This window comes from Mizugakiibacter sediminis, from assembly GCF_000953855.2.
GTDB lineage: Bacteria > Pseudomonadota > Gammaproteobacteria > Xanthomonadales > Rhodanobacteraceae > Mizugakiibacter > Mizugakiibacter sediminis.
In genome coordinates this window covers 1-23,741 of the sequence record NZ_DF970144.1, presented here as the reverse complement: position 1 = coordinate 23,741, position 23,741 = coordinate 1, and the positions used below count along the sequence as shown (strand labels likewise).

General features: G+C 71.5%; 24 protein-coding genes. 11 read left to right on the top strand and 13 right to left on the bottom strand.

Features of this window, described 5'->3' with window-relative positions; translation table 11 throughout:
* Together MBSD_RS01505 and MBSD_RS01500 are read right to left on the bottom strand one after the other, a co-directional pair.
* The coding region (locus MBSD_RS01505; protein ID WP_148667785.1) for a DUF255 domain-containing protein at nucleotides 1-666 on the bottom strand (666 nt) is incomplete at its 3' end.
* Nucleotides 667-753: 87 nt separating this feature from the next.
* Nucleotides 754-2,787, bottom strand: coding sequence for a S9 family peptidase (locus MBSD_RS01500; RefSeq protein ID WP_082306416.1), 2,034 nt, complete (start codon nucleotides 2,785-2,787; stop codon nucleotides 754-756).
* 150 nt (nucleotides 2,788-2,937) lie between these two features.
* Here MBSD_RS01500 and MBSD_RS01495 point away from each other — a divergent pair, with 150 nt between their 5' ends.
* Both MBSD_RS01495 and lgt read left to right on the top strand, forming a co-directional pair.
* Nucleotides 2,938-4,143: a class I SAM-dependent rRNA methyltransferase gene (locus MBSD_RS01495; RefSeq protein WP_201797440.1), complete on the top strand. Its 1,206-nt coding sequence runs from the start codon at nucleotides 2,938-2,940 to the stop codon at nucleotides 4,141-4,143.
* 52 nt (nucleotides 4,144-4,195) lie between these two features.
* Complete coding sequence (lgt, locus tag MBSD_RS01490; RefSeq protein ID WP_062534392.1) at nucleotides 4,196-5,074, top strand: prolipoprotein diacylglyceryl transferase; 879 nt, start codon at nucleotides 4,196-4,198, stop codon at nucleotides 5,072-5,074.
* A 10-nt stretch (nucleotides 5,075-5,084) separates the two neighbouring features.
* On the opposite strand, the gene MBSD_RS01485 is transcribed toward lgt, so the two are convergent.
* From MBSD_RS01485 to miaB, 6 genes are all read right to left on the bottom strand, one after another.
* Nucleotides 5,085-6,086 (bottom strand): magnesium and cobalt transport protein CorA, encoded by a 1,002-nt coding sequence (locus MBSD_RS01485; RefSeq protein WP_062534390.1) that lies wholly within the window; start codon nucleotides 6,084-6,086, stop codon nucleotides 5,085-5,087.
* Nucleotides 6,087-6,125: 39 nt separating this feature from the next.
* Entirely contained in the window at nucleotides 6,126-7,367 is a 1,242-nt protein-coding gene (locus MBSD_RS01480; RefSeq protein ID WP_062534388.1) for a lipoprotein N-acyltransferase Lnb domain-containing protein, read from the bottom strand.
* A complete protein-coding gene (locus MBSD_RS01475) occupies nucleotides 7,357-8,205 on the bottom strand; it encodes a CorC family transporter (RefSeq protein ID WP_062534386.1) in 849 nt (282 codons plus the stop codon). Before MBSD_RS01475 ends, MBSD_RS01480 begins: the two co-directional genes overlap by 11 nt.
* A gap of 174 nt (nucleotides 8,206-8,379) precedes the next feature.
* Nucleotides 8,380-8,829 (bottom strand): rRNA maturation RNase YbeY, encoded by a 450-nt coding sequence (gene ybeY, locus MBSD_RS01470; protein WP_425478084.1) that lies wholly within the window; start codon nucleotides 8,827-8,829, stop codon nucleotides 8,380-8,382.
* A gap of 99 nt (nucleotides 8,830-8,928) precedes the next feature.
* A complete protein-coding gene (locus MBSD_RS01465; RefSeq protein ID WP_062534398.1) occupies nucleotides 8,929-9,915 on the bottom strand; it encodes a PhoH family protein in 987 nt (328 codons plus the stop codon).
* 44 nt (nucleotides 9,916-9,959) lie between these two features.
* Nucleotides 9,960-11,303 carry a tRNA (N6-isopentenyl adenosine(37)-C2)-methylthiotransferase MiaB gene (gene miaB, locus MBSD_RS01460; protein WP_082306415.1) on the bottom strand — a complete coding sequence of 448 codons (1,344 nt, stop codon included), beginning with the start codon at nucleotides 11,301-11,303 and terminating at the stop codon, nucleotides 9,960-9,962.
* 126 nt (nucleotides 11,304-11,429) lie between these two features.
* Here miaB and MBSD_RS01455 point away from each other — a divergent pair, with 126 nt between their 5' ends.
* Nucleotides 11,430-12,425, top strand: a complete 996-nt coding sequence (locus MBSD_RS01455) for a lytic transglycosylase domain-containing protein (RefSeq protein ID WP_082306414.1) — start codon at nucleotides 11,430-11,432, stop codon at nucleotides 12,423-12,425.
* Between the two features lie 10 nt (nucleotides 12,426-12,435).
* Here the strand turns inward: MBSD_RS01455 and MBSD_RS01450 are convergent, their stop codons facing one another.
* The gene (locus tag MBSD_RS01450) at nucleotides 12,436-13,614 is read right to left on the bottom strand and encodes a S1C family serine protease (RefSeq protein ID WP_062534380.1); all 1,179 of its coding nucleotides are present in this window, start codon (nucleotides 13,612-13,614) and stop codon (nucleotides 12,436-12,438) included.
* Between the two features lie 122 nt (nucleotides 13,615-13,736).
* Between MBSD_RS01450 and petA the strand changes: the two genes are divergently transcribed.
* The 5 genes from petA (at nucleotide 13,737) to MBSD_RS01425 (ending at nucleotide 17,632) form a co-directional block, all read left to right on the top strand.
* Nucleotides 13,737-14,339, top strand: a complete 603-nt coding sequence (petA, locus tag MBSD_RS01445; protein WP_062534378.1) for a ubiquinol-cytochrome c reductase iron-sulfur subunit — start codon at nucleotides 13,737-13,739, stop codon at nucleotides 14,337-14,339.
* Complete coding sequence (locus tag MBSD_RS01440; RefSeq protein ID WP_062534376.1) at nucleotides 14,339-15,634, top strand: cytochrome b; 1,296 nt, start codon at nucleotides 14,339-14,341, stop codon at nucleotides 15,632-15,634. The genes petA and MBSD_RS01440 overlap by 1 nt, the downstream gene beginning before the upstream one ends.
* Entirely contained in the window at nucleotides 15,627-16,373 is a 747-nt protein-coding gene (locus tag MBSD_RS01435) for a cytochrome c1 (RefSeq protein WP_062534374.1), read from the top strand. Before MBSD_RS01440 ends, MBSD_RS01435 begins: the two co-directional genes overlap by 8 nt.
* Before the next feature lie 217 nt (nucleotides 16,374-16,590).
* Nucleotides 16,591-17,214 (top strand): glutathione S-transferase N-terminal domain-containing protein, encoded by a 624-nt coding sequence (locus MBSD_RS01430; protein ID WP_062534372.1) that lies wholly within the window; start codon nucleotides 16,591-16,593, stop codon nucleotides 17,212-17,214.
* Nucleotides 17,215-17,236: 22 nt separating this feature from the next.
* Nucleotides 17,237-17,632: a ClpXP protease specificity-enhancing factor gene (locus tag MBSD_RS01425; protein WP_062534394.1), complete on the top strand. Its 396-nt coding sequence runs from the start codon at nucleotides 17,237-17,239 to the stop codon at nucleotides 17,630-17,632.
* Here the strand turns inward: MBSD_RS01425 and MBSD_RS01420 are convergent.
* Nucleotides 17,625-17,936 (bottom strand): DUF3301 domain-containing protein, encoded by a 312-nt coding sequence (locus MBSD_RS01420; protein WP_062534370.1) that lies wholly within the window; start codon nucleotides 17,934-17,936, stop codon nucleotides 17,625-17,627. The two genes, MBSD_RS01425 and MBSD_RS01420, sit on opposite strands and share 8 nt — an antisense overlap.
* A gap of 165 nt (nucleotides 17,937-18,101) precedes the next feature.
* On the opposite strand from MBSD_RS01420, the gene MBSD_RS01415 reads away from it, so the two are divergent.
* Entirely contained in the window at nucleotides 18,102-18,899 is a 798-nt protein-coding gene (locus tag MBSD_RS01415; protein WP_062534368.1) for an FHA domain-containing protein, read from the top strand.
* A gap of 22 nt (nucleotides 18,900-18,921) precedes the next feature.
* Here MBSD_RS01415 and nadC read toward each other — a convergent pair whose 3' ends face one another.
* From nadC to MBSD_RS01400, 3 genes are all read right to left on the bottom strand, one after another.
* Complete coding sequence (nadC, locus tag MBSD_RS01410) at nucleotides 18,922-19,776, bottom strand: carboxylating nicotinate-nucleotide diphosphorylase (protein WP_062534366.1); 855 nt, start codon at nucleotides 19,774-19,776, stop codon at nucleotides 18,922-18,924.
* Nucleotides 19,773-22,064 carry a DUF1631 domain-containing protein gene (locus MBSD_RS01405; protein ID WP_062534364.1) on the bottom strand — a complete coding sequence of 764 codons (2,292 nt, stop codon included), beginning with the start codon at nucleotides 22,062-22,064 and terminating at the stop codon, nucleotides 19,773-19,775. Before MBSD_RS01405 ends, nadC begins: the two co-directional genes overlap by 4 nt.
* Before the next feature lie 87 nt (nucleotides 22,065-22,151).
* The gene (locus MBSD_RS01400; RefSeq protein ID WP_062534362.1) at nucleotides 22,152-22,418 is read right to left on the bottom strand and encodes a Trm112 family protein; all 267 of its coding nucleotides are present in this window, start codon (nucleotides 22,416-22,418) and stop codon (nucleotides 22,152-22,154) included.
* Between the two features lie 70 nt (nucleotides 22,419-22,488).
* On the opposite strand from MBSD_RS01400, the gene purE reads away from it, so the two are divergent.
* The gene (purE, locus tag MBSD_RS01395) at nucleotides 22,489-22,992 is read left to right on the top strand and encodes a 5-(carboxyamino)imidazole ribonucleotide mutase (protein ID WP_062534360.1); all 504 of its coding nucleotides are present in this window, start codon (nucleotides 22,489-22,491) and stop codon (nucleotides 22,990-22,992) included.
* Nucleotides 22,989-23,741 (top strand): ATP-grasp domain-containing protein (locus MBSD_RS01390; protein WP_237071717.1); only part of this gene is annotated, 753 nt, incomplete at its 3' end. The genes purE and MBSD_RS01390, both read left to right, overlap by 4 nt.

The window sequence follows — 23,741 nt, the reverse complement described above, 5'->3', positions numbered from 1 at the left end:
CGGCGCGTCGGCCTCGTCCAACAGCAGCGCCAGTTCGCCGGCGTGCGGGAACTTCGGCGCGCCGAGGCTGCCGCCGTAGTCGGGATCGTGGCGCGCGGCGATGCGCGCCAGCGCCGCGCGCAGCGGCGCGGCGTCGGGGCGCGCGCCGGTGGCGTCATCGCCGATGCGCGCCAGCCAGTTGTGCAGCTCGGCGCTCTGCGCGCGCAGCGCGTCGCGCTGTCGGTCGAACGCAGCGCGCAGCCGAACCAGCAGTTCGGCGAAGCCCGGCATGCCGTGGCGCGGTTCGCGCGGGAAATAGGTGCCGGCGAAGAACGGCGTCAGATCCTGCGGATCGAGGAACACGGTCAGCGGCCAGCCGCCGCCGCGGCCGGTCAGCGCCTGATGGGCGAGCTGGTAGACGCGATCGAGGTCAGGCCGCTCCTCGCGGTCCACCTTGACGTTGACGAACAGCGCGTTCATCGCCGCCGCGGTCGCCGCGTCCTCGAAGCACTCGTGCGCCATCACGTGGCACCAGTGGCAGGCGGCGTAGCCGATCGACAGCAGGATCGGCGTGTCGGTGGCGCGCGCGTGCGCCAGCGCGGCGTCGTTCCACGGCCACCAGTCGACCGGGTTGTCGGCGTGCTGGCGCAGGTACGGGCTGGCTTCGTCGGCGAGGCGGTTGGGCATGCGCCGAGCCTAGCGCGGTTGTTGCCTTCGCGCGCGAAAAAAACGCCCGGCGCGGGGCCGGGCGTCGCGCAGCGGGCGGTGCGCGGCTCAGTCCGCGACCGGCGCTCCCGGCCCGAGATACTTCTGCAGGAACTTCTCGGTCAGCTGGTAGCGGTCGACGTTGTTCTGTTCCTTGAAGAAGCCATGGCCTTCCTTCGGCCGCGTCATGTACTCGAACGGCTTGCCGGCCTTCTCCAGCGCGGCGCGCATCTCGCGCGCGTTCTGCACCGGCACGCGCGGGTCGTCCTCGCCGTGGACGATCAGCACCGGCACGTTGAACTTGTCGACGTGGTCGATGGCCGAGTTGGCGGCGACGTAGGCGGGATCGTCCATGCCCCATGCCTCGCGCAGGAAGTTGCGGCCGGCGCGCGAGCGGCGCGTGTCGCTGCGTTCGGCCTGCACGCGGATGTCGGTCACGCCGGCGATCGCCACCGAGCACTTCAGCGTGCCCTGCGGTGCATATACCGGCAGGAAGTAGGCGGCGTAGCCGCCGTAGCTGGCGCCGTAGACGCAGACCCGGTTCGGGTCGCTGTAACCCTGCTGTTCGGCCCACTTCAGCGCGTCCAGCATGTCCTGCATCATGCCGGTGCCCATCTGCCGCTTGCCCGCGTCCTCGAAATTCTTGCCGCGGCCGCCGGAGCCGCGGTAGTTGACCTGCACGACGGCGTAGCCGCGCGTGGCGAGGAACTGCGCCTCCATGTCGTCCCACGAGCCGACCGCCCACGCGTGCTGGACCCCCAGCGGGCCGCCGTGCGGCAGGATGATGGTCGGCAGGTTCTTCTCGACGCGGTGCGGCGGCAGGGTGATGAAGCCGCCCAGCTCCATGCCGCTGGAGGCCGTGAACCAGAACGGGCGGCGCTCGCCGAGCTGCTCGGCCTTGATCCACGGCAGGACCTGATAGAGCGGGCGCAGATTGCTGGTCGCGGTGTCGAACAGCGCGTAGGTACCGGGATCGCGGTCGCTGACCGCGCGCACCAGGATCGTCGAGCCGTCCTCGCTCATGTCGGCGAAATCGACGAAATGATCCGGGAAGGCCTCGTTCAGCGACTTCAGGATGGCCGCGTAGCGGCTGTCGCCGAGATAGCTGATCGACGGCTTGCCGTCGAGCGCGACGGCGGCCACCGGCGTGTGCGGGGCGGGCGTCCATTCCACGCCGGCGATGCTGGCGCGGGGATTGGCGGCCAGCACCTGGCGGCCGCTGCCGTCGAGGTTGCTGATGGTGAGCTGGTCGGGCCCGCCGTCCGGGTTGCCGATGGCGTAGAGATGTCGGCCGTCCGGGCTGATCGTCAGCGGGCGCAGGCGCTTGCCCACCACCGACGCCGGCAGCTCCGTCCAGGGCTGGTCCTTGGCGGCGCGGTAGTAGACGTGCTCGACGAGATTGTTGTCCTCGCCGTAGGCGTAGCGCGCCACCCCGTCGTGGACGATGAAGTCGTAGCCGTCATGGTCGATCGAGCCGATCTCCTCGACGCTGCCGCTGCGCGAGTCGATGTCGTAGATCAGCGTCTTGTTCGCCTGCGCGTCGGCGCCGCCGCGCCTCGGATACGGATAGACGGTCAGGTAGAAGTGCCCGTTCGCCTTGGTCGGCGTGCCGCTGATCTGCGCGAAGCCGATCGGCATGTCGAGGATGGTGCGCATGGCGCCGATCGAACTGCGCTTGTCCGGGTCGGGGCTGTAAAGCAGGCGTTTGTGGGCGCCGTCGAAATCGACGGCGAGGATGTCGCCGGTCGCGGCAGGCTGTTCGGCGAAGCCGGTTTCCTGGCCGGTGGTCAGCACCAGGCGCCGGTTGTCCACCCAGGTGATGTCCAGCGGCAGGTACGTGGCGTTCATCTTCAGCTTGCTGACCGGCTTGAGGTCCGGCAGGTGCAGCACGGCCAGCGCGTAGCTGTTCTCGCCGTTCTCCTGCTCATGCACCGACACGGCGAGGTATTGGCCATCGGGCGACAGCGCCGGGCTGCCCAGCGTGGGGTGCCGGGCGAAGTCGGCATCCGTCGGCGCCGCCGCGCCGGCGGATGCGGTGGCGAAGACGCCGGCGGCGAGCAGGGCCCCCGCTGCGGCCACGCGGATCGATCGTACGATGCTCATGGAGTCCCCTCCTATGAAGCCTCGGAGTATGCCAGCCGCCCCCGAGGCGCACATCGGACTTTTTCCTAGGCGCCGGGGTCGGCGCGAGGCGCGATTGCCGTCGCCGGCGCGGTCGTTTACCGTTCGCGGTTTCCGCGCGTGGAACCCGCCGTGTCCGAAGGCATCGCTTACCCGGCCCTGTACCTGAAACGCGGCGAGGACGCGCGGCTGCGCGCCGGGCATCTGTGGGTGTTCTCCAACGAGGTCGACGTGGCGCGTTCGCCGCTGACCGGCTTCACGCCGGGCGAGCCCTGCGTGATCGTCGACGCGCGCGACCGGCCGCTCGGCGTCGGTTACGTCAACCCGAACTCGCTGATCTGCGCGCGCCTGGTCGGCCGCGGCCTCGAGCACGCGCTGGACCGCTCGCTGCTGACGCACCGGCTGAAGGTCGCGCTCGGCCTGCGCGAGCGCCTGTACGGCGAACCGTACTACCGCCTGCTGTACGGCGAAGCGGACGGCGCGCCCGGGCTGACGCTGGACCGTTTCGGCGACGTGGTCGTCGCGCAGGCGACCACCGCCGGCATCGAGCGCTTGAAGCCGGAGGTCGAGGCGGCGGTGCGGAAGGTGCTGAATCCGGCCGCGCTGCTGTGGAAGAACGACGCCGCGATCCGCGCGCTGGAGGGTCTGCCGAGCTACGCCGACGTCGGCTTCGGCGCGCCGCCGGGCGCGCTCGAGGTGCGCGAGGGCGGGCTCGCCTTCGCCGTCGACGCGATCGGCGGGCAGAAGACCGGCTGGTTCTACGACCAGCGCGCCAACCGCGACCTGCTGGCGCCGTTCGTGCGCGGCGCGCGCGTGCTCGACATGTTCAGTTACCTCGGCGCCTGGGGCCTGCGCGCGGCGGCGATGGGCGCGCGCGAGGTGGTGTGCGTGGACGCTTCCGCGCACGCGGTCGAGGCGATCGCCGCCAACGCGCGGCGCAACGGCCTGGCCGAGCGCGTGCGCGCCGAACGCGCCGATGCTTTCGAGTACCTGAAAGCGCTGCGCGAGCGGCGCGAGCATTTCGACGTGGTGATCCTCGACCCGCCGGCCTTCGTCAAGCGCAAGAAGGATCTCGCCGAGGGCCGCCTGGCCTACCGCCGGCTCAACGAGCTGGGCATGCAGGCGCTGGCGCGCGACGGCATCCTGGTCACCTGCTCGTGCTCGTACCACATGCCGCGGCAGGCGCTGCTGGACGGCGTGCAGCAGGGCGCGCGTCACCTCGACCGTCAGGTGCAGGTGCTGATGCAGCTGCAGCAGGCGCCCGATCATCCGGTGCATCCGGCCATCCCCGAGACCGATTATCTGAAGGGCTACCTGTGCCGCGTGCTGCCGGCATGAAGGAACCCGGCCGCCCCGGCGCGGTCCCAGCGCAGCCCCACGAGGAATCCGCATGACGCATCCCTTCTTCGTCGACATCGATCCGGTCGCCTTCCGCCTCGGCCCGGTGGCCGTGCACTGGTACGGCCTGATGTACCTGCTCGGCTTCCTCGGCGCCTGGTGGCTGGGCGAGCGCCGCCGTCGCGCCGGCCGGCTGGCGGTGGGCAAGGAGGCGTTCGCCGACCTCGCCTTCTACACGATGATGGGCGTGATCGTCGGCGGCCGCGTCGGCTACATGCTGTTCTACGTGTCGCTGGACTGGATCTGGCGCGACCCGCTGGCGCTGTTCCGCGTGTGGGACGGCGGCATGTCTTTCCACGGCGGCCTGCTCGGCGTGCTCGCCGCCGGCCTGTGGTGGTCGCGGCGCCAGCGCGTGCGCTTCTTCGACACGGTCGATTTCGTCGCGCCGCTGGTGCCGATCGGCCTCGGCCTCGGCCGGCTCGGCAACTTCATCAACGGCGAGCTGTGGGGACACGTCACCGACAAGCCGTGGGGCATGATCTTCCCGCATGCGCTGCAGCTCGATCCGCGTTTCGCTTCGATGGACGTCGCGCAGCTGAAGGCGCAGTACGCCAGCGGCGCGCTGGACGCGTACGCGCGCCATCCCTCGCAGCTCTACGAGTTCGCGCTGGAGGGCGTCGTCATGTTCGCCGTGCTGTGGCTGTACTCGCGCAAGCCGCGGCGGCGCTATGCGCTGTCCGGGCTGTTCGCGCTGCTGTACGGCTGCTTCCGCTTCGGCGTCGAGTTCGTGCGCGAGCCGGACGTGCAGCTCGGCTACCTGCTCGGCACCGGTTGGCTGACCATGGGCCAGGTGCTGTCGCTGCCGCTGATCGCGGTCGGCCTGTTCCTGCTGTGGCTGTCGCGCCGCCAGCCGGCGCCGCAGCAGGCATGAGCGCCGCGCGTCACAGCCACCTGGCGCGCTTCAGCACCGCGTAGAGGCCGCCGCAGATGCCGGCGGTGAGCAGGATCATCGTCGGATAGGCCCACGGCTTGTCCAGCTCCGGCATGTGGTGGAAGTTCATGCCGTACCAGCTGGCCAGCAGCGTCGGCGCGGCCAGCAGCGCCGCCCAGCCGGCCAGCTTCTTCACCACTTCGTTCTGGCCGACGGTGACCAGCGACAGGTTGATCGTCATCGCCGCCGACAGCATCTCGCGCATCGTGCCGATCGCCTCGTTGACGCGGAACACGTGGTCGTAGACGTCGCGGAAGTAAACGCGCACCTCGTCGCGCACCAGGTGCGGATACAGGCGTACCAGCTGGCTCAGGATGTCCTGCAGCGGCGCCACCGCCAGGCGCAGCGTCACCAGTTCGCGCTGCATCTCGTACAGGCGCTTGATCGTCTCGCGCTTGAAGGTCTCGGCGAAGATGTCGTGCTCGAGTTCCTGCAACTCTTCCTTGAAGTCGCGCACGATCGGCAGAAAGTTGTCGACGATGAAGTCGAGCACCGCGTACAGGCCGTAGCTGGGGCCGTACGCCAGCAGCTGCGGGCTCTGCTCGCAGCTGCGCCGCGCCGGCGCGTAGCTGAGCGAGGCGCCGTGGCGCACCGTCACCAGGTAGCGCGGGCCGACGAAGACGTGGGTCTCGCCGAAGGCGAGGTTGCCGCCGACCAGCTGCGCGGTCTGCGCGACGATGAACAGCGAGTCGCCGTAAGCCTCGATCTTCGGGCGCTGATGCGCGTTCTGCGCGTCCTCCACGGCGAGGTCGTGCAGGCCGAATTCCTCCTGCAGCTTCTCCAGCAGCTTGGCGTCCGGTTCGTGCAGGCCGACCCAGACGAAGGTGTCGGGCTGCTCGAGGACGTCGCTGATCTCGTCCAGCGTGATGTCGCGCAGGCGCCGGCCGCTGCGGCTGTAGGCCACGCAGTTGACCACCATCGGTGCGGCGGCCGGGAGGCTGGCGTCGTTCATGCGGCCATGATGCCCGCGGCCGCATGACGCGGCAATCGCTCAGCGGCGCCGCCAGAGGCCGTAGGCGAGCGCGAGGTTGAGCGCCAGGCCGAGCTCGATCCAGGCGAGGTTCTGCTGCACGAACCAGGGCAGGATCTTGGAGAACAGGGCGAAGCCGGCGGCCAGCGCGAACAGCGCCGCCAGCGCGCGGGCGAAGCGGCTGCTGCGCGCGCCGGCGCGCGCCAGCCGCAGCAGCGCCGGCACCAGCAGCAGCGCCAGTGGATCGAACAGCAGCAGGTTTTCGTTGGCCCAGGCGTAGCGGTGCTCGGTGACGGTCCACAGCAGGGTCATGAACAGGCCGGCCGCCCCGGCCAGCGACGCGTAGAGCGCGCCGCCGCAGGCGAAGGCGAGGCGCGCGCCGCGCGAGACCGGCGCGCGGTGGCCGGCCCAGGCGAGGCCGCCGCCGAGCAGCAGGGCGGCGATCAGGAACGGCAGGCGCAGGTCCGGCGGCAGCGCCGGCGGCGCCGGCAGACGGCCGGCGTCGAGCTGCGTCTCGCGCATCACCAGCGGCTGCGTGCCGCCATGGCCGTCCGGCACCTGCACCTCGCGCAGCACGCGCATCAGCACCATCGGCACGAAGCTCTCATCCCAGTACGACAGCCGGCGGTCGGCGTCCGGTCCGAGGCCGAGGTCGACCAGCAGCATCAGCGCCGGCTGCGGCGCGAGCAGGCGGTCGGTGTGCATGCGGTAGGTGAAGCCGTGCGAAGGCGCCTGGGTCTGGCGATGGATGGCGCCGCCGAGCACGCGGTCCAGGGCGTCGCGCACGCGCGTGGTGCAGTTGTCGGTGAAGTACTCGTAGCGGTAGCGGGTGTGCGCGGGCTGCACGTTCCACAGCAGGAAGTCGCGCAGCGCGGCGCGTTGCGCCGGCGTCAGCGCCAGCGTCTGCCGCGTCACCCGGCGCCCTTCGCTGGCGTAGTAGGCGGCGTCGGCGGCGGCCGGCACCGCGTCCATGCGGTAGATCATGTAGCCGCGGGCGAAGTTGAGCAGGAAGTTCTCCTGCTCGAAGTCGAACACGCCGTAGTTGAAGGCGACCGCCTCGCCGCTGGCGGTGTCGCGCACCTCGATGGCGTCGTGGCCGAAGCGCTCCCAGTAGATCGCGCCGGGACCGTAGGTGACCAGCGCGATCTCCAGCGCGTCGCCCGGCGCATCGACGATGCCGGCGCGCGCCTGCGGCAGCAGGGCGAGGGCGAGCAACAACGCCGCCGCCCGCCGCAGCGCGCGCGTCAGGCGCTCACGCCGCATGCAGCGGCTGCACGCGGAACTGGTGCACGCGGCGGTCGTCCGCCTGCGTCACGCGGAAACGGAAGCCGGCCAGCGCGGCTTCCTCGCCGGATTCCGGCAGATGGCCGACGGCGGCGGTGACCAGGCCGCCCACGGTGTCGAACTCCTCGTCGGAATAGTCGGTGCCGAAGCGCTCGTTGAAGTCGGCGATCGGCGTCAGCGCGCTGACCAGGAAGGCGCCGTCGGGCAGCGGCTGGATCAGCGTCTCCGCCTCTTCCTCGTCGTGCTCGTCGTCGATCTCGCCGACGATCTGCTCGAGCACGTCCTCGATGGTGATCAGGCCGGCGACGCCGCCGTACTCGTCGACCACGATCGCCATGTGGTTGCGGCTGTCGCGGAACTCGGCCAGCAGCACGTTCAGGCGCATCGACTCGGGGATCAGCACGGCCGGGCGCAGCAGCGCGCGCACGTCGCAGTCGCGGTCGTGGCCGAAGTACTTCAGCAGGTCCTTGGCGAGCAGGATGCCGAGGATCTCGTCCTTGTCCTCGCCGTGCACGGGGAAGCGGGAATGGCCGGATTCGGTGACGATCGCGAGGATGTCGGCCAGCGGGGCGTCGGCCGGGATCATCACCATCTGCGCGCGCGCGACCATCACGTCGCCGACGCTGAGTTCGGTCACCCGGATCGCGCCCTCGACCATCGCCAGGGTGTCGCCGGAGAGCAGGCCGTTGGCCTGGGCGGCGCGCAGTTCTTCGAGCAGTTCCTCGCGGTTGCGCGGCTCGCCGGAAAGCATGTGGCCCAGACGGTCCCACCACGATCGGTGCGGCGCCGGGCCGGTGGTACTCGGATCCTCGTTCATTCGGTGAAGCTGACGCGACCCCCAGAGGGGGCGGGGTGGGCGAGTCTACTAGAAAACCCCGGTCGGCATCCTGCGGCGACTCGGCCCAAACGGCCGCAGGCCGGCATGCGCCGGCCGAACCGGTGCTTCCAATATGCTGATTCTCCGGCCTTTCTCAAGCGGGGCCCGGCCGGCTCAGCGCGGCGCGTAGGGGTCGGGGATGCCGAGCCCGGCCAGGATGCGCCGCTCCAGCGCCTCCATCCGCGCGGCCTCGGCGGGGCGCGCGTGGTCGTAGCCGAGCAGGTGCAGGGTGCCGTGGACGGCGAGGTGCGCCCAGTGGTGCGCGGGCGGCTTGCCCTGCGCGGCGGCCTCGCGGGCGACCACCGGCGCGCAGATCACCAGGTCGCCCAGCAGCGGCAGGTCCACCCCGGCAGGCAGCTCGGCGGGAAAGGACAGCACGTTGGTGGCGTAGTCGCGGCCGCGGTAGCGGCGGTTCAGCGCGCGACCCTCGGCGGCGCCGACGATGCGCAGGTCGATCGCCGCCGGCCGGCGACGGCGCGCGCCGCGCAGCGCGGCCTCGACCCAGCGCCGCAGCGAGGCCGCGGCCGGCAGGCCGCGGCGGGGCAGGGCGTAGCCCACCCGCACGATGGCGACCGCAGCCGGGACCCGGGGTCCGGGATGCGCTAGAGCGGACGGCGGGCGCGTGCGCGGCATGGCGGGGCGTCGGGATGCGCGGGCGGCGCGTCAGTTCGACGGGCCGGGCTTCGCCCGAGCCCCGGGTCCCGAGTCCCGAGTCCCGGCCTCCGCAGCGCCGTTCTCCCCGAACGCCTCGTAGGCGCGCACGATCTTCGCCACCAGCGGGTGGCGCACCACGTCCTTCGAGGTGAAGAAGGTGGCGCTGATGCCGTCGACGCCGCGCAGCACCTCGAGCGCGTGGCGCAGGCCGGAGCGCACGTTGCGCGGCAGGTCGACCTGGGTGACGTCGCCGGTGATCACCGCCACCGAGCCGAAGCCGATGCGGGTCAGGAACATCTTCATCTGCTCGACGGTGGTGTTCTGCGCCTCGTCGAGGATCACGAACGAGTCGTTGAGCGTGCGGCCGCGCATGTAGGCCAGCGGCGCGATCTCGATCACGTTGCGCTCGATCAGCTTGGCCACCTTCTCGAAGCCGAGCATTTCGTACAGCGCGTCGTACAGCGGGCGCAGGTAGGGATCGACCTTCTGGCTGAGGTCGCCGGGCAGGAAGCCGAGCTTCTCGCCGGCCTCGACCGCCGGGCGCACCAGGATCAGGCGCTGCACGCGGGTGGCGGTGAGCGCCTCCACCGCGCTGGCGACGGCGAGGTAGGTCTTGCCGGTGCCGGCGGGGCCGACGCCGAAGTTGATGTCGTGGGTGGCGATCGCGTGCAGGTAGCGCGCCTGGTTGGGGCCGCGGCCCTTGATCACGCCGCGCTTGACCTTGATCGCCACCTCCTGCGCGCCCTCGGCGGCCTCGGCCTGGATGGCGTCGATGCCGGATTCGGCCAGGTAGAGGTTGATCTTCTGTCCTTCCAGCGTTTCGTGCGCGGTGGTGTCGTAGAGATCGCGCAGGACCTTGGCCGCGGCCTTGACCGCGCGTTCCTCGCCGATCACGCGGAACAGGTTGCCGCGGTTGTTGATCTCGACGCCGAGGCGCAGCTCGATCTGCCGCAGGTGCTCGTCGAACGGCCCGCACAGGTTGGCCAGGCGCGCCATGTCCTCGGGCTCGAGCGCGAGGTCGCGCTGGGTGAGGAGGTCGCTCACGCCGCCGCCTCGCCGGCCAGGCGCACGCGGCCGCGCAGCGAATTGGACAGCGCCTCGGTGATGGTCACGTCGACGAACTGGCCGATCAGGCGCGGGTGGCCGGCGAAGTTGACGTAGCGCATGTTCTCGGTGCGCCCGGTCAGTTCGTTCGGGTCCTTCCGGCTGGGGCCTTCGACCAGCACGCGCTGCACGCTGCCGACCATCGCCTCGCTGATGCGCCGCGCGTTGGCGTTCAGCGCCTCCTGCAGGCGCGACAGCCGTTCGTGCTTGACCGCGTCCGGCGTGTCGTCGGCGAGGTTGGCGGCCGGCGTGCCGGGGCGGCGCGAGTAGATGAAGGAGAACGACTGGTCGAAGCCGACCTCGGCGACCAGCTTCATGGTCTGCTCGAAGTCGGCGTCGGTCTCGCCGGGGAAGCCGACGATGAAGTCGGTGGAGACGGAGATGTCCGGCCGCACCGCGCGCAGCTTGCGGATCTTCTGCTTGTACTCCAGCGCGGTGTAGCCGCGCTTCATCGCCGCCAGCACGCGGTCGGAGCCGGCCTGCACGGGCAGGTGCAGGTAGTTGGCCAGCTTGGGCACGTCGCGGTAGGCGGCGATCAGGCTGTCGCCGAACTCGACCGGGTGCGAGGTGGTGAAGCGGATGCGGCCGATGCCGTCGAGCTGCGCGATCGCGTGGATCAGCAGGGCGAGGTCGGCGACGCCGCCGTCGTGCATCGGCCCGCGGTAGGCGTTGACGTTCTGCCCGAGCAGGTTGACCTCGCGCACGCCCTGCTCGGCCAGCGTGGCCACCTCGGCCAGCACGTCGTCGAACGGGCGGCTGATCTCCTCGCCGCGGGTGTACGGCACCACGCAGTAGGAGCAGTACTTCGAGCAGCCCTCCATGATCGAGACGAACGCGGTCGGGCCCTCGGCGCGCGGCTCGGGCAGGCGGTCGAACTTCTCGATCTCGGGGAAGCTGATGTCGACCTGCGGGCGGCCGCTGGCGCGGCGCGCCTCGAGCATCTGCGGCAGGCGGTGCAGGGTCTGCGGGCCGAACACCAGGTCGACGAACGGCGCGCGCCGGACGATCGCCTCGCCCTCCTGGCTGGCCACGCAGCCGCCGACGCCGATCACCAGCGCCTTGTTGGCGGCCTTCAGCTGCTTCCAGCGGCCGAGCTGGCTGAACACCTTCTCCTGCGCCTTCTCGCGGATCGAGCAGGTGTTGATCAGGATGACGTCCGCCGCGGCCTCGTCGTCGGTCAGTTCGAGGCCGTGCGCCGCCTTCAGCACGTCCGCCATCTTGGCGGAGTCGTACTCGTTCATCTGGCAGCCGTGGGTCTTGATGAACAGTTTGCCGGGCATGGGAAATCGGGAATGGCGGCGAACCGCGCAGTTTACGCCGCCCCTGCGGATGCCGCCAGCGCGCGGCCGGGAACGTGAACCGGGTCGCTTGGCAGGCCGGCGGCGGCGGCGCACACTGCGCCCGCCATGCAAGCTGCCGTCCGCCAGGGGGAAAGCGGCGGCCGTCCGGGCCGGCCGTTGCCACGCCGCGCGCGCCTCGCGCGCGGGCTGCTCGGCTGCATCCTGCTGCTGGGCGGCGGCTGGCTGCCGGCGCATGCCGCCGCGCTGTACCGCTGCACCGGCCCGCAGGGCGAGACCGTGTTCGCCAGCCGTCCGGACGGCTACGGCGGATGCCGCGCCGTCGCCGAGGACGCCGGCGCCGCCGCGCCCGCGCCGACGGCGGCCGCGCCCGCCCGGCCGGGGCGCTGGCAGTACCGCGACCAGCCCGCGCCGGGAGGGGCGCGCGCGACGGCGCCCGCCGCGCCCGCGGCCGGGCAGGCCGGCGCGGCAGCGAAAACGGCGCGCGTCCTGCGCGGTTCCGTGTATCGAGTGACCCGCCCCGACGGCAGCGTCGAGTACACCAACATCGAAGCGCGCGCGCACGGCGGCACGGTCAAGGTGCTGTTCACCTACATCGCCACCTGCGCCGCCTGCGACGTGCATTCGACCATCGACTGGGCGCACACGCCGCTCAAGCTGACCGCCTACCGCGACGAGATCGCGCGCGCCGCCGCGGACTCCGGCGTCGACGCCGGCCTGCTGCGCGCGATCATCCACGCGGAATCGGCGTTCAATCCCTACGCGGTGTCGCGCAAGGGCGCGCAGGGCCTGATGCAGCTGATGCCGGGCACGGCCGGCGAGGTCGGCGTCGCCGACGCGTTCGACCCGGCGCAGAACATCCGCGGCGGCGCGCAGTACCTCGCGCAGCTGCTGCAGGCCTTCCACGGCGACGAGCGTCTGGCGGCGGCGGCCTTCAACGCCGGCGCGGCGGCGGTGCGCAAGTACGGCGACGTGCCGCCCTACGACGAGACGCAGGTCTACGTGCAGCGCGTTGCGTTGCTGGCGCGGCGCTACCGCGAGGCGCTGGGCCTGGCCGTCGCCGGCGGCAGCCCGGCGCAGCACGCGGCTTCCGCGCTGCCGTGACGCGCTTCGCTCAGCCTTCGCCCAGCGAGGAGTGGCGCGGGCGCTGCGCCAGCACCAGCGCGGCGCGGAACGGCGTGCCGTCGCGCAGGCCGGAGAGGGTCACCGCGGTGCCGGGCTTGAGCGCGGCTTCGCGGTTGCGCAGGTCGGAAGGGTCGAGGATGTCGTGCTCGTCCAGGCGCAGCAGCACGTCGCCCGGCCGCAGTCCGGCCTTGGCGGCAGGGCCGCCGATGTAGACGTCCAGCACTTCCGCGCCGCGCGGGGCCGCCGGCAGGCTGCTGTCGGCGGCGATCGGCACGCGGCCGAAGTCGGCGCCGATCCAGCCGCGCGTGACGCTGCCGTGGTCGAGGATCTGCTCCAGCACCGCGTTCGCCGTGCGCACCGGGATGGCGAAGCCGATGCCCTCGGCGCCGCTGGCGCGGCCGAGCATCGCCGTGTTGATGCCGACCAGCTCGCCGCGCGCGTTGATCAGCGCGCCGCCGGAGTTGCCGGAGTTGATCGCCGCGTCGGTCTGGATGAAGTCCTCGTAGGTCGACAGGTTGAGCTGCCGGCCGATCGCGCTGACGATGCCCATGGTCACCGTCTGGCCGATGCCGAAGGGGTTGCCGATCGCCAGCACCACGTCGCCGACGCGCGGCGGCTTCGACGCCGCCACCGCCACCGCCGGCAGGCGGCGGGCGTCGATCTTCAGCACGGCGAGGTCGGTGTCGGCATCGGTGCCGATCACGCGCGCGCGCGCCACGCGGCCGTCGTACAGCAGCACCTGGATGTCGTCGGCGCCGGCGATCACGTGGTTGTTGGTCAGCACGTAGCCGTCGGCGCTGGCGATCACGCCGGAGCCGAGGCTCTGCTCGCGGCGCTGGTAGGCGGGGCCGAGCGCGACGCCGCCGAACAGCCGGCGCAGCAGCGGGTCCGGGAACACGCGCAACTGGCGCTCGGTGACCAGCTTGTTGGCGTAGATGTTGACCACCGCGGGCGCGGCGCGGGCCACCGCGTCGGCGTAGGACACCGGACCGTCGCCGCGCTTGGCCGCCGCCGCAGGCGGCGCGGCCGCGGCTGCGCCGGCGAGACCGAAGCGGGTGCGCAGGGCGGCGCCGGCCTGCGGCCAGGCGAACGCGATCACGAACGCGGCGGCGAGGCCGACGATCGCGAAGCGGATCACGAAGCTCAGCGCGCGTGCGAGGCGGGTCATCGGAGGCTGCAGTCGCGCCGCGCGCTTGATTGTGCGCGGCTGGGGCAGTCGTTAAACTACCACGATTTTTGGGGTCCGCCCTAACCGCAGTTCCGTTGCAATTCAGCGTTCCGGAGAGCCTGATGGCGAACGAAGGTGTCAATCAGGGCCGCCGCCGTTTCCTCACGGCCACTACCGCCGTCGTCGGCGGCGTGGGGGTCGTGGCGGCGGCCGTGCCGTTCATCAAGTCGTGGGAGCCGAGCGCGCGCGCGAAATCCGCCGGCGCCCCGGTGATGGCCGACATCGGCAAGGTCGAGTCCGGCCAGATGGTCACCTTCGAGTGGCGCGGCCAGCCGGTGTGGGTGGTCAACCGCAGCAAGGAGCAGCTCGCCGCCCTGGCCAGCCAGGATCCGCGCCTGAAGGACCCGAAGAGCGACAACACCGAGCAGCAGCCGGACTACGCCAAGAACGAGTACCGCTCGATCAAGCCCGAGTGGCTGGTGCTGGTCGGCCTGTGCACGCACCTCGGCTGCGTGCCCGACTACTTCCCCGAGCTGAAGCCGGAGCCGTTCGACCCGGCCTGGAAGGGCGGCTTCTATTGCCCGTGCCACAAGTCGCGCTACGACATGGCCGGTCGCGTCTACGACGGCGTGCCCGCGCCCGCCAACCTGCGCGTGCCGCCCTACCACTTCGTCTCCGACACCCTGATCCAGATCGGTGTCGACCCGGCCAAGGGAGCAGCGTGATGGCGACCGCGCACGTGACGATCAAACCGCGCAACCGCGTGTTGGCCTGGATCGAGGAGCGCCTGCCGATCCTGTCCTTCACCGCCTCGCACACCAGCGAGTACTACGCGCCGAAGAACTTCAACGTGATGTACTACTTCGGCTCGCTGGCGCTGCTGGTGCTGGTGAACCAGATCATCACCGGCATCTTCCTGACGATGAACTACAAGCCGGACGCCGCGCTGGCCTTCGCGTCCGTCGAGTACATCATGCGCGACGTGGAGTGGGGCTGGCTGATCCGCTACATGCACTCCACCGGCGCCTCGCTGTTCTTCGTCGTGGTCTACCTGCACATGTTCCGCGGCCTGATGTACGGCTCGTACAAGAAGCCGCGCGAACTGGTCTGGCTGCTCGGCATGTTCATCTTCCTCGTGCTGATGGCCGAGGCCTTCATGGGCTACGTGCTGCCGTGGGGCAACATGTCGTTCTGGGGCGCGAAGGTGATCATCTCGCTGTTCGGCGCGGTGCCGGTGGTCGGCGACACGCTGGTGCAGTGGATCATGGGCGACTACAACCCCGCCGACGCCACCCTGAACCGCTTCTTCGCCCTGCACGTGATCGCGCTGCCGCTGGTGCTGCTGCTGCTGGTCGTGCTGCACCTCGCCGCGCTGCACGAAGTCGGCTCGAACAATCCGGACGGCGTCGAGATCAAGGAGAAGAAGGGTCCGAGCGGCAGGCCGCTGGACGGCATCCCGTTCCATCCGTACTACACGGTGAAGGATCTGTTCGGCGTCGGCATGTTCCTGCTGATCGCCGCCTTCATCATCTTCTTCGAGCCGACCGTGGGCGGCTGGTTCCTCGAGCACGACAACTTCATCCCGGCCAACAACCTGGTCACGCCGACGCACATCAAGCCGGTGTGGTACTTCACGCCGTTCTACGCGATCCTGCGCGTGATCCCCTCCAAGCTGGGCGGCGTGATCGCGATGTTCTCGGCGATCGTGCTGCTGTTCCTGGTGCCGTGGCTGGACCGCGGCAAGGTCAAGTCGGTGCGCTACCGCGGCCGCGGCTACAAGTTGGCGCTGGCGGTGTTCGCGCTGGTGTTCGTGCTGCTCGGTGCGATCGGCGCCGGCAAGACCGCCGAATGGATCCCCGAGCTGTTCGGTCCGGCGGCCGACGTCACGCTGATCGAGAACGCGTTCGGCCGCACGCTGACCGTGCTGTATTTCGGTTTCTTCATCTTCCTGTGGGCCTACACGTATTTCGGCCTGGAGAAAACCAAGCCGGTTCCGGAACGGGTGACGACGCATGACTAAGCGGGTTCTCTCCTCGATCGTGCTGGCGCTGGCCCTGCTCGCCGGCGCCGGCGTCGCGTTCGCTTCCGAGGGCGGCGAAGCGCTGCCCCCGGCCAACGCCAACGTCAAGGACACGGCCTCGCTGCAGCGCGGCGCGCGCCTGTTCTTCAACTACTGCGTCGGCTGCCATTCGCTGCGCTACCAGCGCTATTCGCGCATCGCCGAGGACCTCGGCCTGAGCGAACAGGAAGTGATGCAGAACCTCAACTTCACCGGTGCCAAGTTCGGCGACCCGGTGATCGCGTCGATGCCCGAGGCGGACGCGCAGAAGTGGTTCGGCAAGGCGCCGCCCGACCTGTCGCTGGAAGTGCGCGCCAAGGGCGCCGACTGGGTCTACAACTACCTGCGCTCGTTCTACCTCGACCCGTCGCGGCCGACCGGCTGGAACAACACCGTATTCCCCAACGCCTCCATGCCGAACCCGCTGTGGGAACTGCAGGGCGTGCAGCGCGCGGTGTTCGCGTCGGCCAAGGCCGGCGAGGAACCGACGGTCGAGAAGCTCGAGCTGGCGCAGCCGGGCCGCCTGGCGCCGGCGCAGTTCGACGCGGCCGCGCGCGACCTGACCGCGTTCCTGCAGTACGTCGCCGAGCCGGCGGCGCTGCAGCGCCATCGCATCGGCGTCTGGGTGCTGCTGTACCTGGCCGCCTTCACCTTCCTCGCCTGGCTGCTGAAGCGCGAATACTGGAAGGACGTGCACTGACCGCGAGGACGCGGCGGAGAGGGGCTCCGCCGCGCTATCCTGTCCGCGGCGACGAGGAATGGCGTGGGGAGGGGGCGGACGCGGTGCGGAAACCGCTCCCTCGTGCCGGGCAGGCCGGTGCCTCGCGTCGCGGGGGGATGGGGGGCGGGGGCATGCCTCCCGCATGGCTGAGCACAGATTCCGGTCCTTGTCAGAGTTACTCGGGGGGAGAGTCGCCATGGCGCAGAGCCCGCGTACGCGGACGGTCCTGACCCTGTTCACCGCGCGCGACAGCGTGCAATGCCACCGCGTCCGCCTGGTGCTGGCGGCCAAGGGCGTCAGTTACGAACGGGTGGCGGTGGACGAGGGCAAGCCGCCCGAGGACCTCACCGATCTCAACGCCTCCGGCACCGTGCCGACCTTGGTCGACCGCGACCTGGTGCTGTACGACACGGCGGTCATCTGCGAATACCTCGACGAGCGCTACCCGCACCCGCCGCTGATGCCCGTCGATCCGCTGTCGCGCGCGCGCCTGCGCCTGGCGATGGTGCGCATCGAACAGGAATGGCTGCCGCTGGTGGCCACCATCCACGCCGGCGGGCGTCCCGCGGACACCGCGCGCAAGCGGCTGCGCGAGGCGCTGGTCGCCTCGGTGCCGCTGTTCAAGGCGTCCAAGTTCTTCCTCAACCCGGAGATGAGCCTGGCCGACTGCCTGATCGCGCCGCTGGTATGGCGGCTGCCCGCGCTCGGCGTCGACCTCGCCCGCGAGGGCAAGCCGATCGTCGACTACGGCGAGCGCATCTTCCGCAACCCCGGCTTCGCGCGCAGCCTCACGCCCGAAGAAAAGCTGCTGCGCGAGTGATGCGCCCGTGAACGAACCGCGCATGACATCGAACCGCCCGTACCTGCTGCGGGCGATCTACGAATGGATCTGCGACAACGGACTGACGCCCTACGTGCTGGTCGACGCCACGCGCCCCGGCATCGAGGTGCCGGTGCAGTCGGTCAAGGACGGCAAGGTGGTGCTGAACCTGGCGCCGCGCGCGGTCAGCCGGCTCGATCTCGGCAAGGAGCGGGTCAGCTTCCTGGCGCGGTTCTCCGGCGTCAGCCACGCGGTCAGCTTTCCGGTGAGCGCGGTGGTGGCGATCTACGCGCAGGAGAACGGGCAGGGCATGATGTTCCCGGCGGAAGAGGGCACGCCCGGCGCGGCGCCGGGCCCCGAGCCCGAACCGCCCGCCCCGCCGCCGAAGGGCGCGCCGAAGCTGCGCGTGATCAAGTGACGCCGGCCGCGACCGGCAGGCTGAATCCGCTCAGCTGGCCGCGGCGCAGACGCACCATGGCGCCATGGCGATCCTGGCCGTCCAGGCTGACCTCGAAGCGGTAGTGCCGCTCCAGCGCCAGCCCGCCGCCGTCGCGCACCAGGCGCAGGCGCCCCAGCGCCACGCTCTGGTCCAGGAATTGCAGGCCGGCCTGGGCACACAGCTGGCGGGCGCAGGCGATCGCGCTCTCGCGCGCGGCGAGCTGCTCGCGCCAGAGCAGGGCGAACGCGCCGAGCAGGCACAGGGCGATCAGGGATCCGGGCATGCGCGCACTCCGTGACGACGCCGCAAATGTGGGGATGCACGGCGCCGGGACAAGCGTGAGGGCGGTCGCAAAACGCCCGCTCCCATGCCGCCTCCGCGGCGGGTTTGATTACCATCATCGCGAGAGACCGCCGTCCACGGCGGCGATGCAAAGGGGGCAAGGGACATGAGGCTGGTCTTTCCGAACGGCGAGCATCCGCCGCTGCGGCTTGGCGAGGGCGTCAGCGTGATCGGCACGGCATCGGACTGCCAGGTCGTGCTGGCGGCGGCCGGCGTCGGGCTGCATCACTGCGAGATCGAACTGCGCGGCAACCAGGCGACGGTGCGCGCGCGCGATCCGTCGGCGGTCACCGTGCTCAACGGCTGGCAGCTTTCCGGCGAGGCGCCGCTGAAGCCGGGCGACCTGCTGCTGTTCGCGCGCGTGGGCTGCCAGGTGATGGCCGACGAGCGCAGCCCCGCGGCCGCGCACGCGCCGCCGGCGGCGCCCGCCGCCCACGGCGACGACGACGGTCGCACGCGCGTGCGCACGGCGCTGCCGCGCTTCGTGCTGCGCGGCGTTTCCGGCCCCACCTTCGGGCGCACCTTCGCGATCGGCGCCAGCTCGACGATCGGCCGGCAGAACGATTGCGACATCTGCATCCCGGCCGAGGAGATCTCGCGCCACCATGCGCGCCTGCGCGCCGGCACCGACGGCGTCACCGTCGAGGATCTCGGTTCGGCCAACGGCACCTATGTCAACGGCCGCCGCGTGACGCAGGCGACCCTGCGCCCCGGCGACGAGCTCGCGCTGGACACGGTGCGCTTCATGCTGCTGGCGCCGGGCCACGAGAGCGCGGCGAAGCCGCAGCCGGCCGCCGCGCCGGCGCCGGCGGCCTCGCGCGGCACCGGCTGGCTGCGCGGCCTGGTGGCGGTGCTGGCCGTGGCTCTGCTGCTGTTCGCCGCGCGCGCGCTGGGCTGGCTGTGAAAGGCGCGAACGGCGCAGCGGCTCAGGCCGGCGCGCCGATGCGCATCGACAGGTCGACCGCGCGCACGTGCTTGGTCAGCGCGCCGATCGAGATGTAGTCGACGCCGCACTCGGCGATCGCGCGCACGCGCTCGAGGTCGATGCCGCCCGACACCTCCAGCGGCACGCGTCCGCCGGCGCGTGCCACCGCGGCGCGCAGCATCTCCGGGGTGAAATCGTCGAGCATCACGCGGTCGACGCCGGCGGCCAGCGCTTCGTCCAGCTCTTCCAGCGACTCCACCTCCACCTCGAGCAGCAGGCGCGGGTGCGCGGCGCGCGCGGCGCGCACCGCGGCGCCGAGCCCGCCGGCGGCGGCGATGTGGTTTTCCTTGATCAGGATGGCGTCGAACAGGCCGATGCGGTGGTTGCTGGCCCCGCCGCAGCGCACCGCGTACTTCTGCGCGAGGCGCAGGCCGGGCAGGGTCTTGCGCGTGTCGAGGATGGTCGCGCGGGTGCCGGCCACCGCGGCGACGTAGCGCGCCGTGGCCGTCGCCGTGCCGGACAGCGTCTGCAGGAAGTTCAGAGCGCAGCGCTCGCCGCCGACCAGCGCGCGCGCGCGGCCGACGAGTTCGCACAGCGTCGCGCCGGCCTCGACGCGGTCGCCGTCGGCGCAGCGCCAGTCGATGCGCACGTCCGGATCGAGCGCGCGGAAGCAGGCTTCCGCCCAGGGGATGCCGGCGATCACCGCGTCCTCGCGGCAGACGATGCGCGCCGCGGCGCGTGCGCCGGGCGGCAGCAGGTCGGCGGTGGCGTCGCCGCTGCCGATGTCCTCGGCCAACGCGCGGCGGACGTCTTCGCGGATGCTCTCGGCCGCGGGCGGCGCGATGCGCGCGCTCATGCGCCGCTGGGCGCCTGGCGCTCGGCCTGGGCCTGGCGCAGGCGCTCGACGATCGCGTCCAGCGCGCGGTCGAACAGCGGCACTTCCTCGAGCACGACCGCGGTGCCGGCCTCGATCTCGGCGGCGATCTGCTGCGCGGTCTTGTCGGCGACCTTGAGGCCGCGGCGGTTGACGAACAGGTAGCGGCCGCTGATCGGGCTGATCCACGACAGCTTGGCGCGCTCGCGCACGCCCTGCTCGTCGGTCAGCTCCAGCCAGGTGCCGACCTTGAGTTCGCGCGCGGCCCGCAGCGCGGGCGCGTCGCCGCGCGGTTCGGCCAGTTCGGTGGTGTCTTCCTCGATCGCGGTGATCGGTTCCACGCTGTCCGGAATCGGCACCGCCTGCGCCTGGGCGGCGCCGGCGTCGGGCGCGTCGCCCTCGGCGGCCAGGCCGAGCTGGCGCCGGTAGAACGCGCTCAGTTCGGCCATCAGGCGCTTGACGTCGTTCTCGTGGAAGGCGACGGTGGCGAGGCCGTGGCGCAACGCCTTCTCGATCTGCGGCAGCAGGGCGCGCAACCGGTTGCGCGCTTCCTCGTCGGGCATCGGTGCGGCGCTGGCGACGAAATCGTCGACGAACTGCAACGCGCTGCGGAATTCCTGCGAGCCTTCGCCCTGGCGCAGCAGCGTCAGCACGAGGTAGTTGGCCCACGGCCGCGTCAGCACGCCGTGGATCAGCGCCGGCAGGTCGCGGCCCTCGATGCGCGAGAGGATCTCGCGCGCGGCGCGCCGGCGCGCCTCCTGCAGCTTCTCGCGGCCGCGCGTCGCCTCGGCGGCGCGCTGCTCGGCGAGCTCGGCGCGGCGACGGTGCGCTTCGTTGAAGGTCTGGAAGTCGGCCAGCAGACGCGGAAAGATGTCGAGGTCGTCGTCGAAGTCGCGCAGCAGCGCCTCGACGGTGCTGCGCACCTTGTCGAGCAGGCGGTGGTCGCGGTCGGACTCCTCCGACCAGCCCTTCGCCGCATCGGCGAGCGCGTCCAGCAGGCGCCGCGCCGGATGCGTCTTGTGTGCGAACAGCTTGCGGTCGAGGATCGCCACCTTGAGGTAGGGGATCTGCAGGCGCGCCAGCAGCACCTGCATCTGCGCCGGCAGGTTGCGGTCCTGCAGGATGTACTCGAACAGCATGCCGACCAGGTCGATGGTGTCCTCGTCGGCGCCGGAGACGCGCGCCTTGGCCTCGCCCGACAACTGGGCGATCTGGCCCATCAACTGGTCTTTCAGATGCTGCACCGCGGACAGTTCGGACTGGTAGGCCTCGGCGGGCAGGTTCGCCGGCAGCGGCAGCGTGGCGGTCTGCGATTGCAGCAAGGTCAGCGCGCCCAGCAGCTCGGCGGGGCTGAGCGAGGCCGCGCCGCCGTAGGACTGCGCCGCGCCGCCGCGCACCATGCCGCGCCGCGCGGCGAGCAGGGCGGTGACGGTCTGGAACAGCTCGGCCTGCAGGTCGGCGGACTCCTGCAGGTAGGCCTCGCCGCCGGCGGCGTGCGCCGCACCGGCCGCCGCCTCCGGCTGGCCGGCCGCCGGCATGCCGGGGCGATGCTGCACGCCGTGGCGCAACTGCGGCAGCACTCCGCTGCGCACCAGCTCGGCGTTGACCTCGTCGTACAGGGCGTCGAGGCCGCCCATCACGTAGCGGTCGAACAGTTTGTAGATGATCAGCTTGACGCGCACCTCGACCGCCAGCTCGCGCATCGCGCCGCGCAGCGCCTGGCCCAGCATGGCCGGGCCGATCGGGTTGGTCGCGTCCTCGACCTTGTTGCCGCCGCTGATGACCGACAGGCGCTGGTTCACCGCGAACAGCGCGCGCGCGAGGCGGCTCTCCGCCTTGCCGACCATGCTGGTGATCGCCAGCGACTCCTCCAGCTCGCTGTCGTCGACCAGGCTCAGCTCGGCCGCCGCGGTGCCGCTGCTCGGCGTGTCCGCCGGGCGCGGCGCGCGGCTGCGGCCAGTGGCGAAGTCGCCGATGCCGCGGGTGACCTGCTCGACGAACAGCCGCTCGACCAGCGGCCGTTTCTTGCGCACCTCGCGCATGCCGTCGAAGTACTGGGTCTGCGCCGCGTTGTTCTCGGCCTTCTCGGCCAGGTCGAACAGGGCGTCGTCGACGTTGTCGAACAGCGTGCCGACCAGGGCCTGCAGGCGCTTCAGCGCGATGCCGCGCACGCTCAGCAACAGGTCGCCCAGCCGTTCGTTGCGCGGATCCTGGCGCTGGCCGAGGTCGACGACCTTGCTGCCGCTGGTGGGGTCTTGGGCGCTGCTCATGGGACAACCGTGGCGGCCCGGGGGCGCCGGCACCTCAAACGTACGACGAGGGATTGTAACCGAACGTGACCCTGATCACGTCGGCGGTCAGTGCGGGAAGCCGTTCAGCTGGGTGGTGCCGATCCCTTCCTCGGCCAGCATGACCGGGATGTCGTCCTCGATGCGGTAGATCACCTTGCCGTCGGTGGTGATCAGCCCGGCGCTGAGCGGCGTGGGCACGCGGACGCCGGCCACCGTGTCCACCGAGCCGGCGGCGATGGCCCGGTTCAGGGCCTCCAGCTCGGCGTGGTTCAGCGGCCGCAGCGGCGTCTTCGACACCGGGCAGCAGAGGATGTCCAGCAGACGCTTGTCCATCGGGTTTCCTGGGCGGGCCTTCCCGCGCGACGCCAAGCCCGTAAAATAGCGTTTTTTGGGCAGGCCGGCCATGAACGCAACGCAAGCGGCGCCTCGCGTCGGGGTGGTGATGGGATCGCGCTCCGACTGGGAAACGATGGAGCACGCCGCGCAGACGCTGCAGCAGCTCGGCGTCGCGCACGAGGTGCGCGTCGTCTCCGCGCACCGCACGCCCGACCTGCTGTTCCGCTACGCCGAGGAGGCGTTGGGCCGCGGCCTCGAGGTGATCATCGCCGGCGCCGGCGGCGCCGCGCACCTGCCCGGCATGCTGGCGGCGAAGACGCGCCTGCCGGTGCTGGGCGTGCCGGTGCAGTCGAAGGCGTTGAACGGCATGGATTCCCTGCTGTCGATCGCGCAGATGCCCGCCGGCGTGCCGGTCGGCACGCTGGCGATCGGCCGCGCCGGCGCGGTCAACGCCGCGCTGCTGGCCGCGTCCATCGTCGCCTTGCGCGAGCCGGCGGTGGCCGCCGCGCTGGAGGCGTACCGCGCCGCACAGACGCGCGAGGTGCTCGCGCGTTCGGACCCGCGCGCATGAGCCGCGTGCAACCGACCCTCGGCGTGCTGGGAGGCGGCCAGCTGGCGCGCATGCTCGCGCTGGCCGGCGCGCCGCTGGGCGTGCGCTTCCTGGTCGTCGACAGCGCCGAAGACGCCTGCGCCGGCCAGGTCGCGCCGCTGCTGCGCGCCGACTGGCGCGACTTCGCCGCGCTGGAAGACTTCGCCCGCCGCATCGACGTCGCCACCTTCGATTTCGAGAACGTGCCGGCCGAGACCGCGCACTGGCTGGTCGAGCACACCCGCGTCTTCCCCAACCCGCGCGCGCTGGCGACGGCGCAGGACCGCCTGGCCGAGAAGACGCTGTTCAACGCGATCGGCCTCGCCACGCCGGCGTTCGCGGCCGTCGACACGCGCGCCGACCTCGAGCGCGCCGTCGCCGCGATCGGCCTGCCGGCCATCCTGAAGACGCGCCGTCTCGGCTACGACGGCAAGGGCCAGTTCCGGCTGAAGACGCCGGCGGATCTCGACGCTGCCTGGGAGGCGCTGGGCGCGCACGCCCACGGCCTGATCCTGGAGGCGTTCGTGCCATTCGAGCGCGAGGTCTCGGTGATCGCCGTGCGCGGCCGCGACGGCGACTTCCGCACCTGGCCGCTGACGCAGAACTGGCACGCCGACGGCATCCTCTCGATGAGCCTGGCGCCGGCGCCGCAAGCCGGGGCGCTGGCGGCCGCGGCGTTCGCGCACGCGCGCGCGCTGGCCGAGCGGCTCGACTACGTCGGCGTGTTCGCG

Coding starts and splice junctions, on each gene's coding strand:
- MBSD_RS01500 (WP_082306416.1), bottom strand. CDS start 2,787: ATGAGCATCGTACGATCGATCCGCGTGGCCGCAGCGGGGGCCCTGCTC.
- lgt (WP_062534392.1), top strand. CDS start 4,196: ATGACGCATCCCTTCTTCGTCGACATCGATCCGGTCGCCTTCCGCCTC.
- MBSD_RS01485 (WP_062534390.1), bottom strand. CDS start 6,086: ATGAACGACGCCAGCCTCCCGGCCGCCGCACCGATGGTGGTCAACTGC.
- MBSD_RS01480 (WP_062534388.1), bottom strand. CDS start 7,367: ATGCGGCGTGAGCGCCTGACGCGCGCGCTGCGGCGGGCGGCGGCGTTG.
- MBSD_RS01475 (WP_062534386.1), bottom strand. CDS start 8,205: ATGAACGAGGATCCGAGTACCACCGGCCCGGCGCCGCACCGATCGTGG.
- MBSD_RS01465 (WP_062534398.1), bottom strand. CDS start 9,915: ATGGCGCGCCTGGCCAACCTGTGCGGGCCGTTCGACGAGCACCTGCGG.
- miaB (WP_082306415.1), bottom strand. CDS start 11,303: ATGCCCGGCAAACTGTTCATCAAGACCCACGGCTGCCAGATGAACGAG.
- MBSD_RS01455 (WP_082306414.1), top strand. CDS start 11,430: ATGCAAGCTGCCGTCCGCCAGGGGGAAAGCGGCGGCCGTCCGGGCCGG.
- MBSD_RS01450 (WP_062534380.1), bottom strand. CDS start 13,614: ATGACCCGCCTCGCACGCGCGCTGAGCTTCGTGATCCGCTTCGCGATC.
- petA (WP_062534378.1), top strand. CDS start 13,737: ATGGCGAACGAAGGTGTCAATCAGGGCCGCCGCCGTTTCCTCACGGCC.
- MBSD_RS01440 (WP_062534376.1), top strand. CDS start 14,339: ATGGCGACCGCGCACGTGACGATCAAACCGCGCAACCGCGTGTTGGCC.
- MBSD_RS01435 (WP_062534374.1), top strand. CDS start 15,627: ATGACTAAGCGGGTTCTCTCCTCGATCGTGCTGGCGCTGGCCCTGCTC.
- MBSD_RS01430 (WP_062534372.1), top strand. CDS start 16,591: ATGGCGCAGAGCCCGCGTACGCGGACGGTCCTGACCCTGTTCACCGCG.
- MBSD_RS01425 (WP_062534394.1), top strand. CDS start 17,237: ATGACATCGAACCGCCCGTACCTGCTGCGGGCGATCTACGAATGGATC.
- MBSD_RS01420 (WP_062534370.1), bottom strand. CDS start 17,936: ATGCCCGGATCCCTGATCGCCCTGTGCCTGCTCGGCGCGTTCGCCCTG.
- MBSD_RS01415 (WP_062534368.1), top strand. CDS start 18,102: ATGAGGCTGGTCTTTCCGAACGGCGAGCATCCGCCGCTGCGGCTTGGC.
- nadC (WP_062534366.1), bottom strand. CDS start 19,776: ATGAGCGCGCGCATCGCGCCGCCCGCGGCCGAGAGCATCCGCGAAGAC.
- MBSD_RS01405 (WP_062534364.1), bottom strand. CDS start 22,064: ATGAGCAGCGCCCAAGACCCCACCAGCGGCAGCAAGGTCGTCGACCTC.
- MBSD_RS01400 (WP_062534362.1), bottom strand. CDS start 22,418: ATGGACAAGCGTCTGCTGGACATCCTCTGCTGCCCGGTGTCGAAGACG.
- purE (WP_062534360.1), top strand. CDS start 22,489: ATGAACGCAACGCAAGCGGCGCCTCGCGTCGGGGTGGTGATGGGATCG.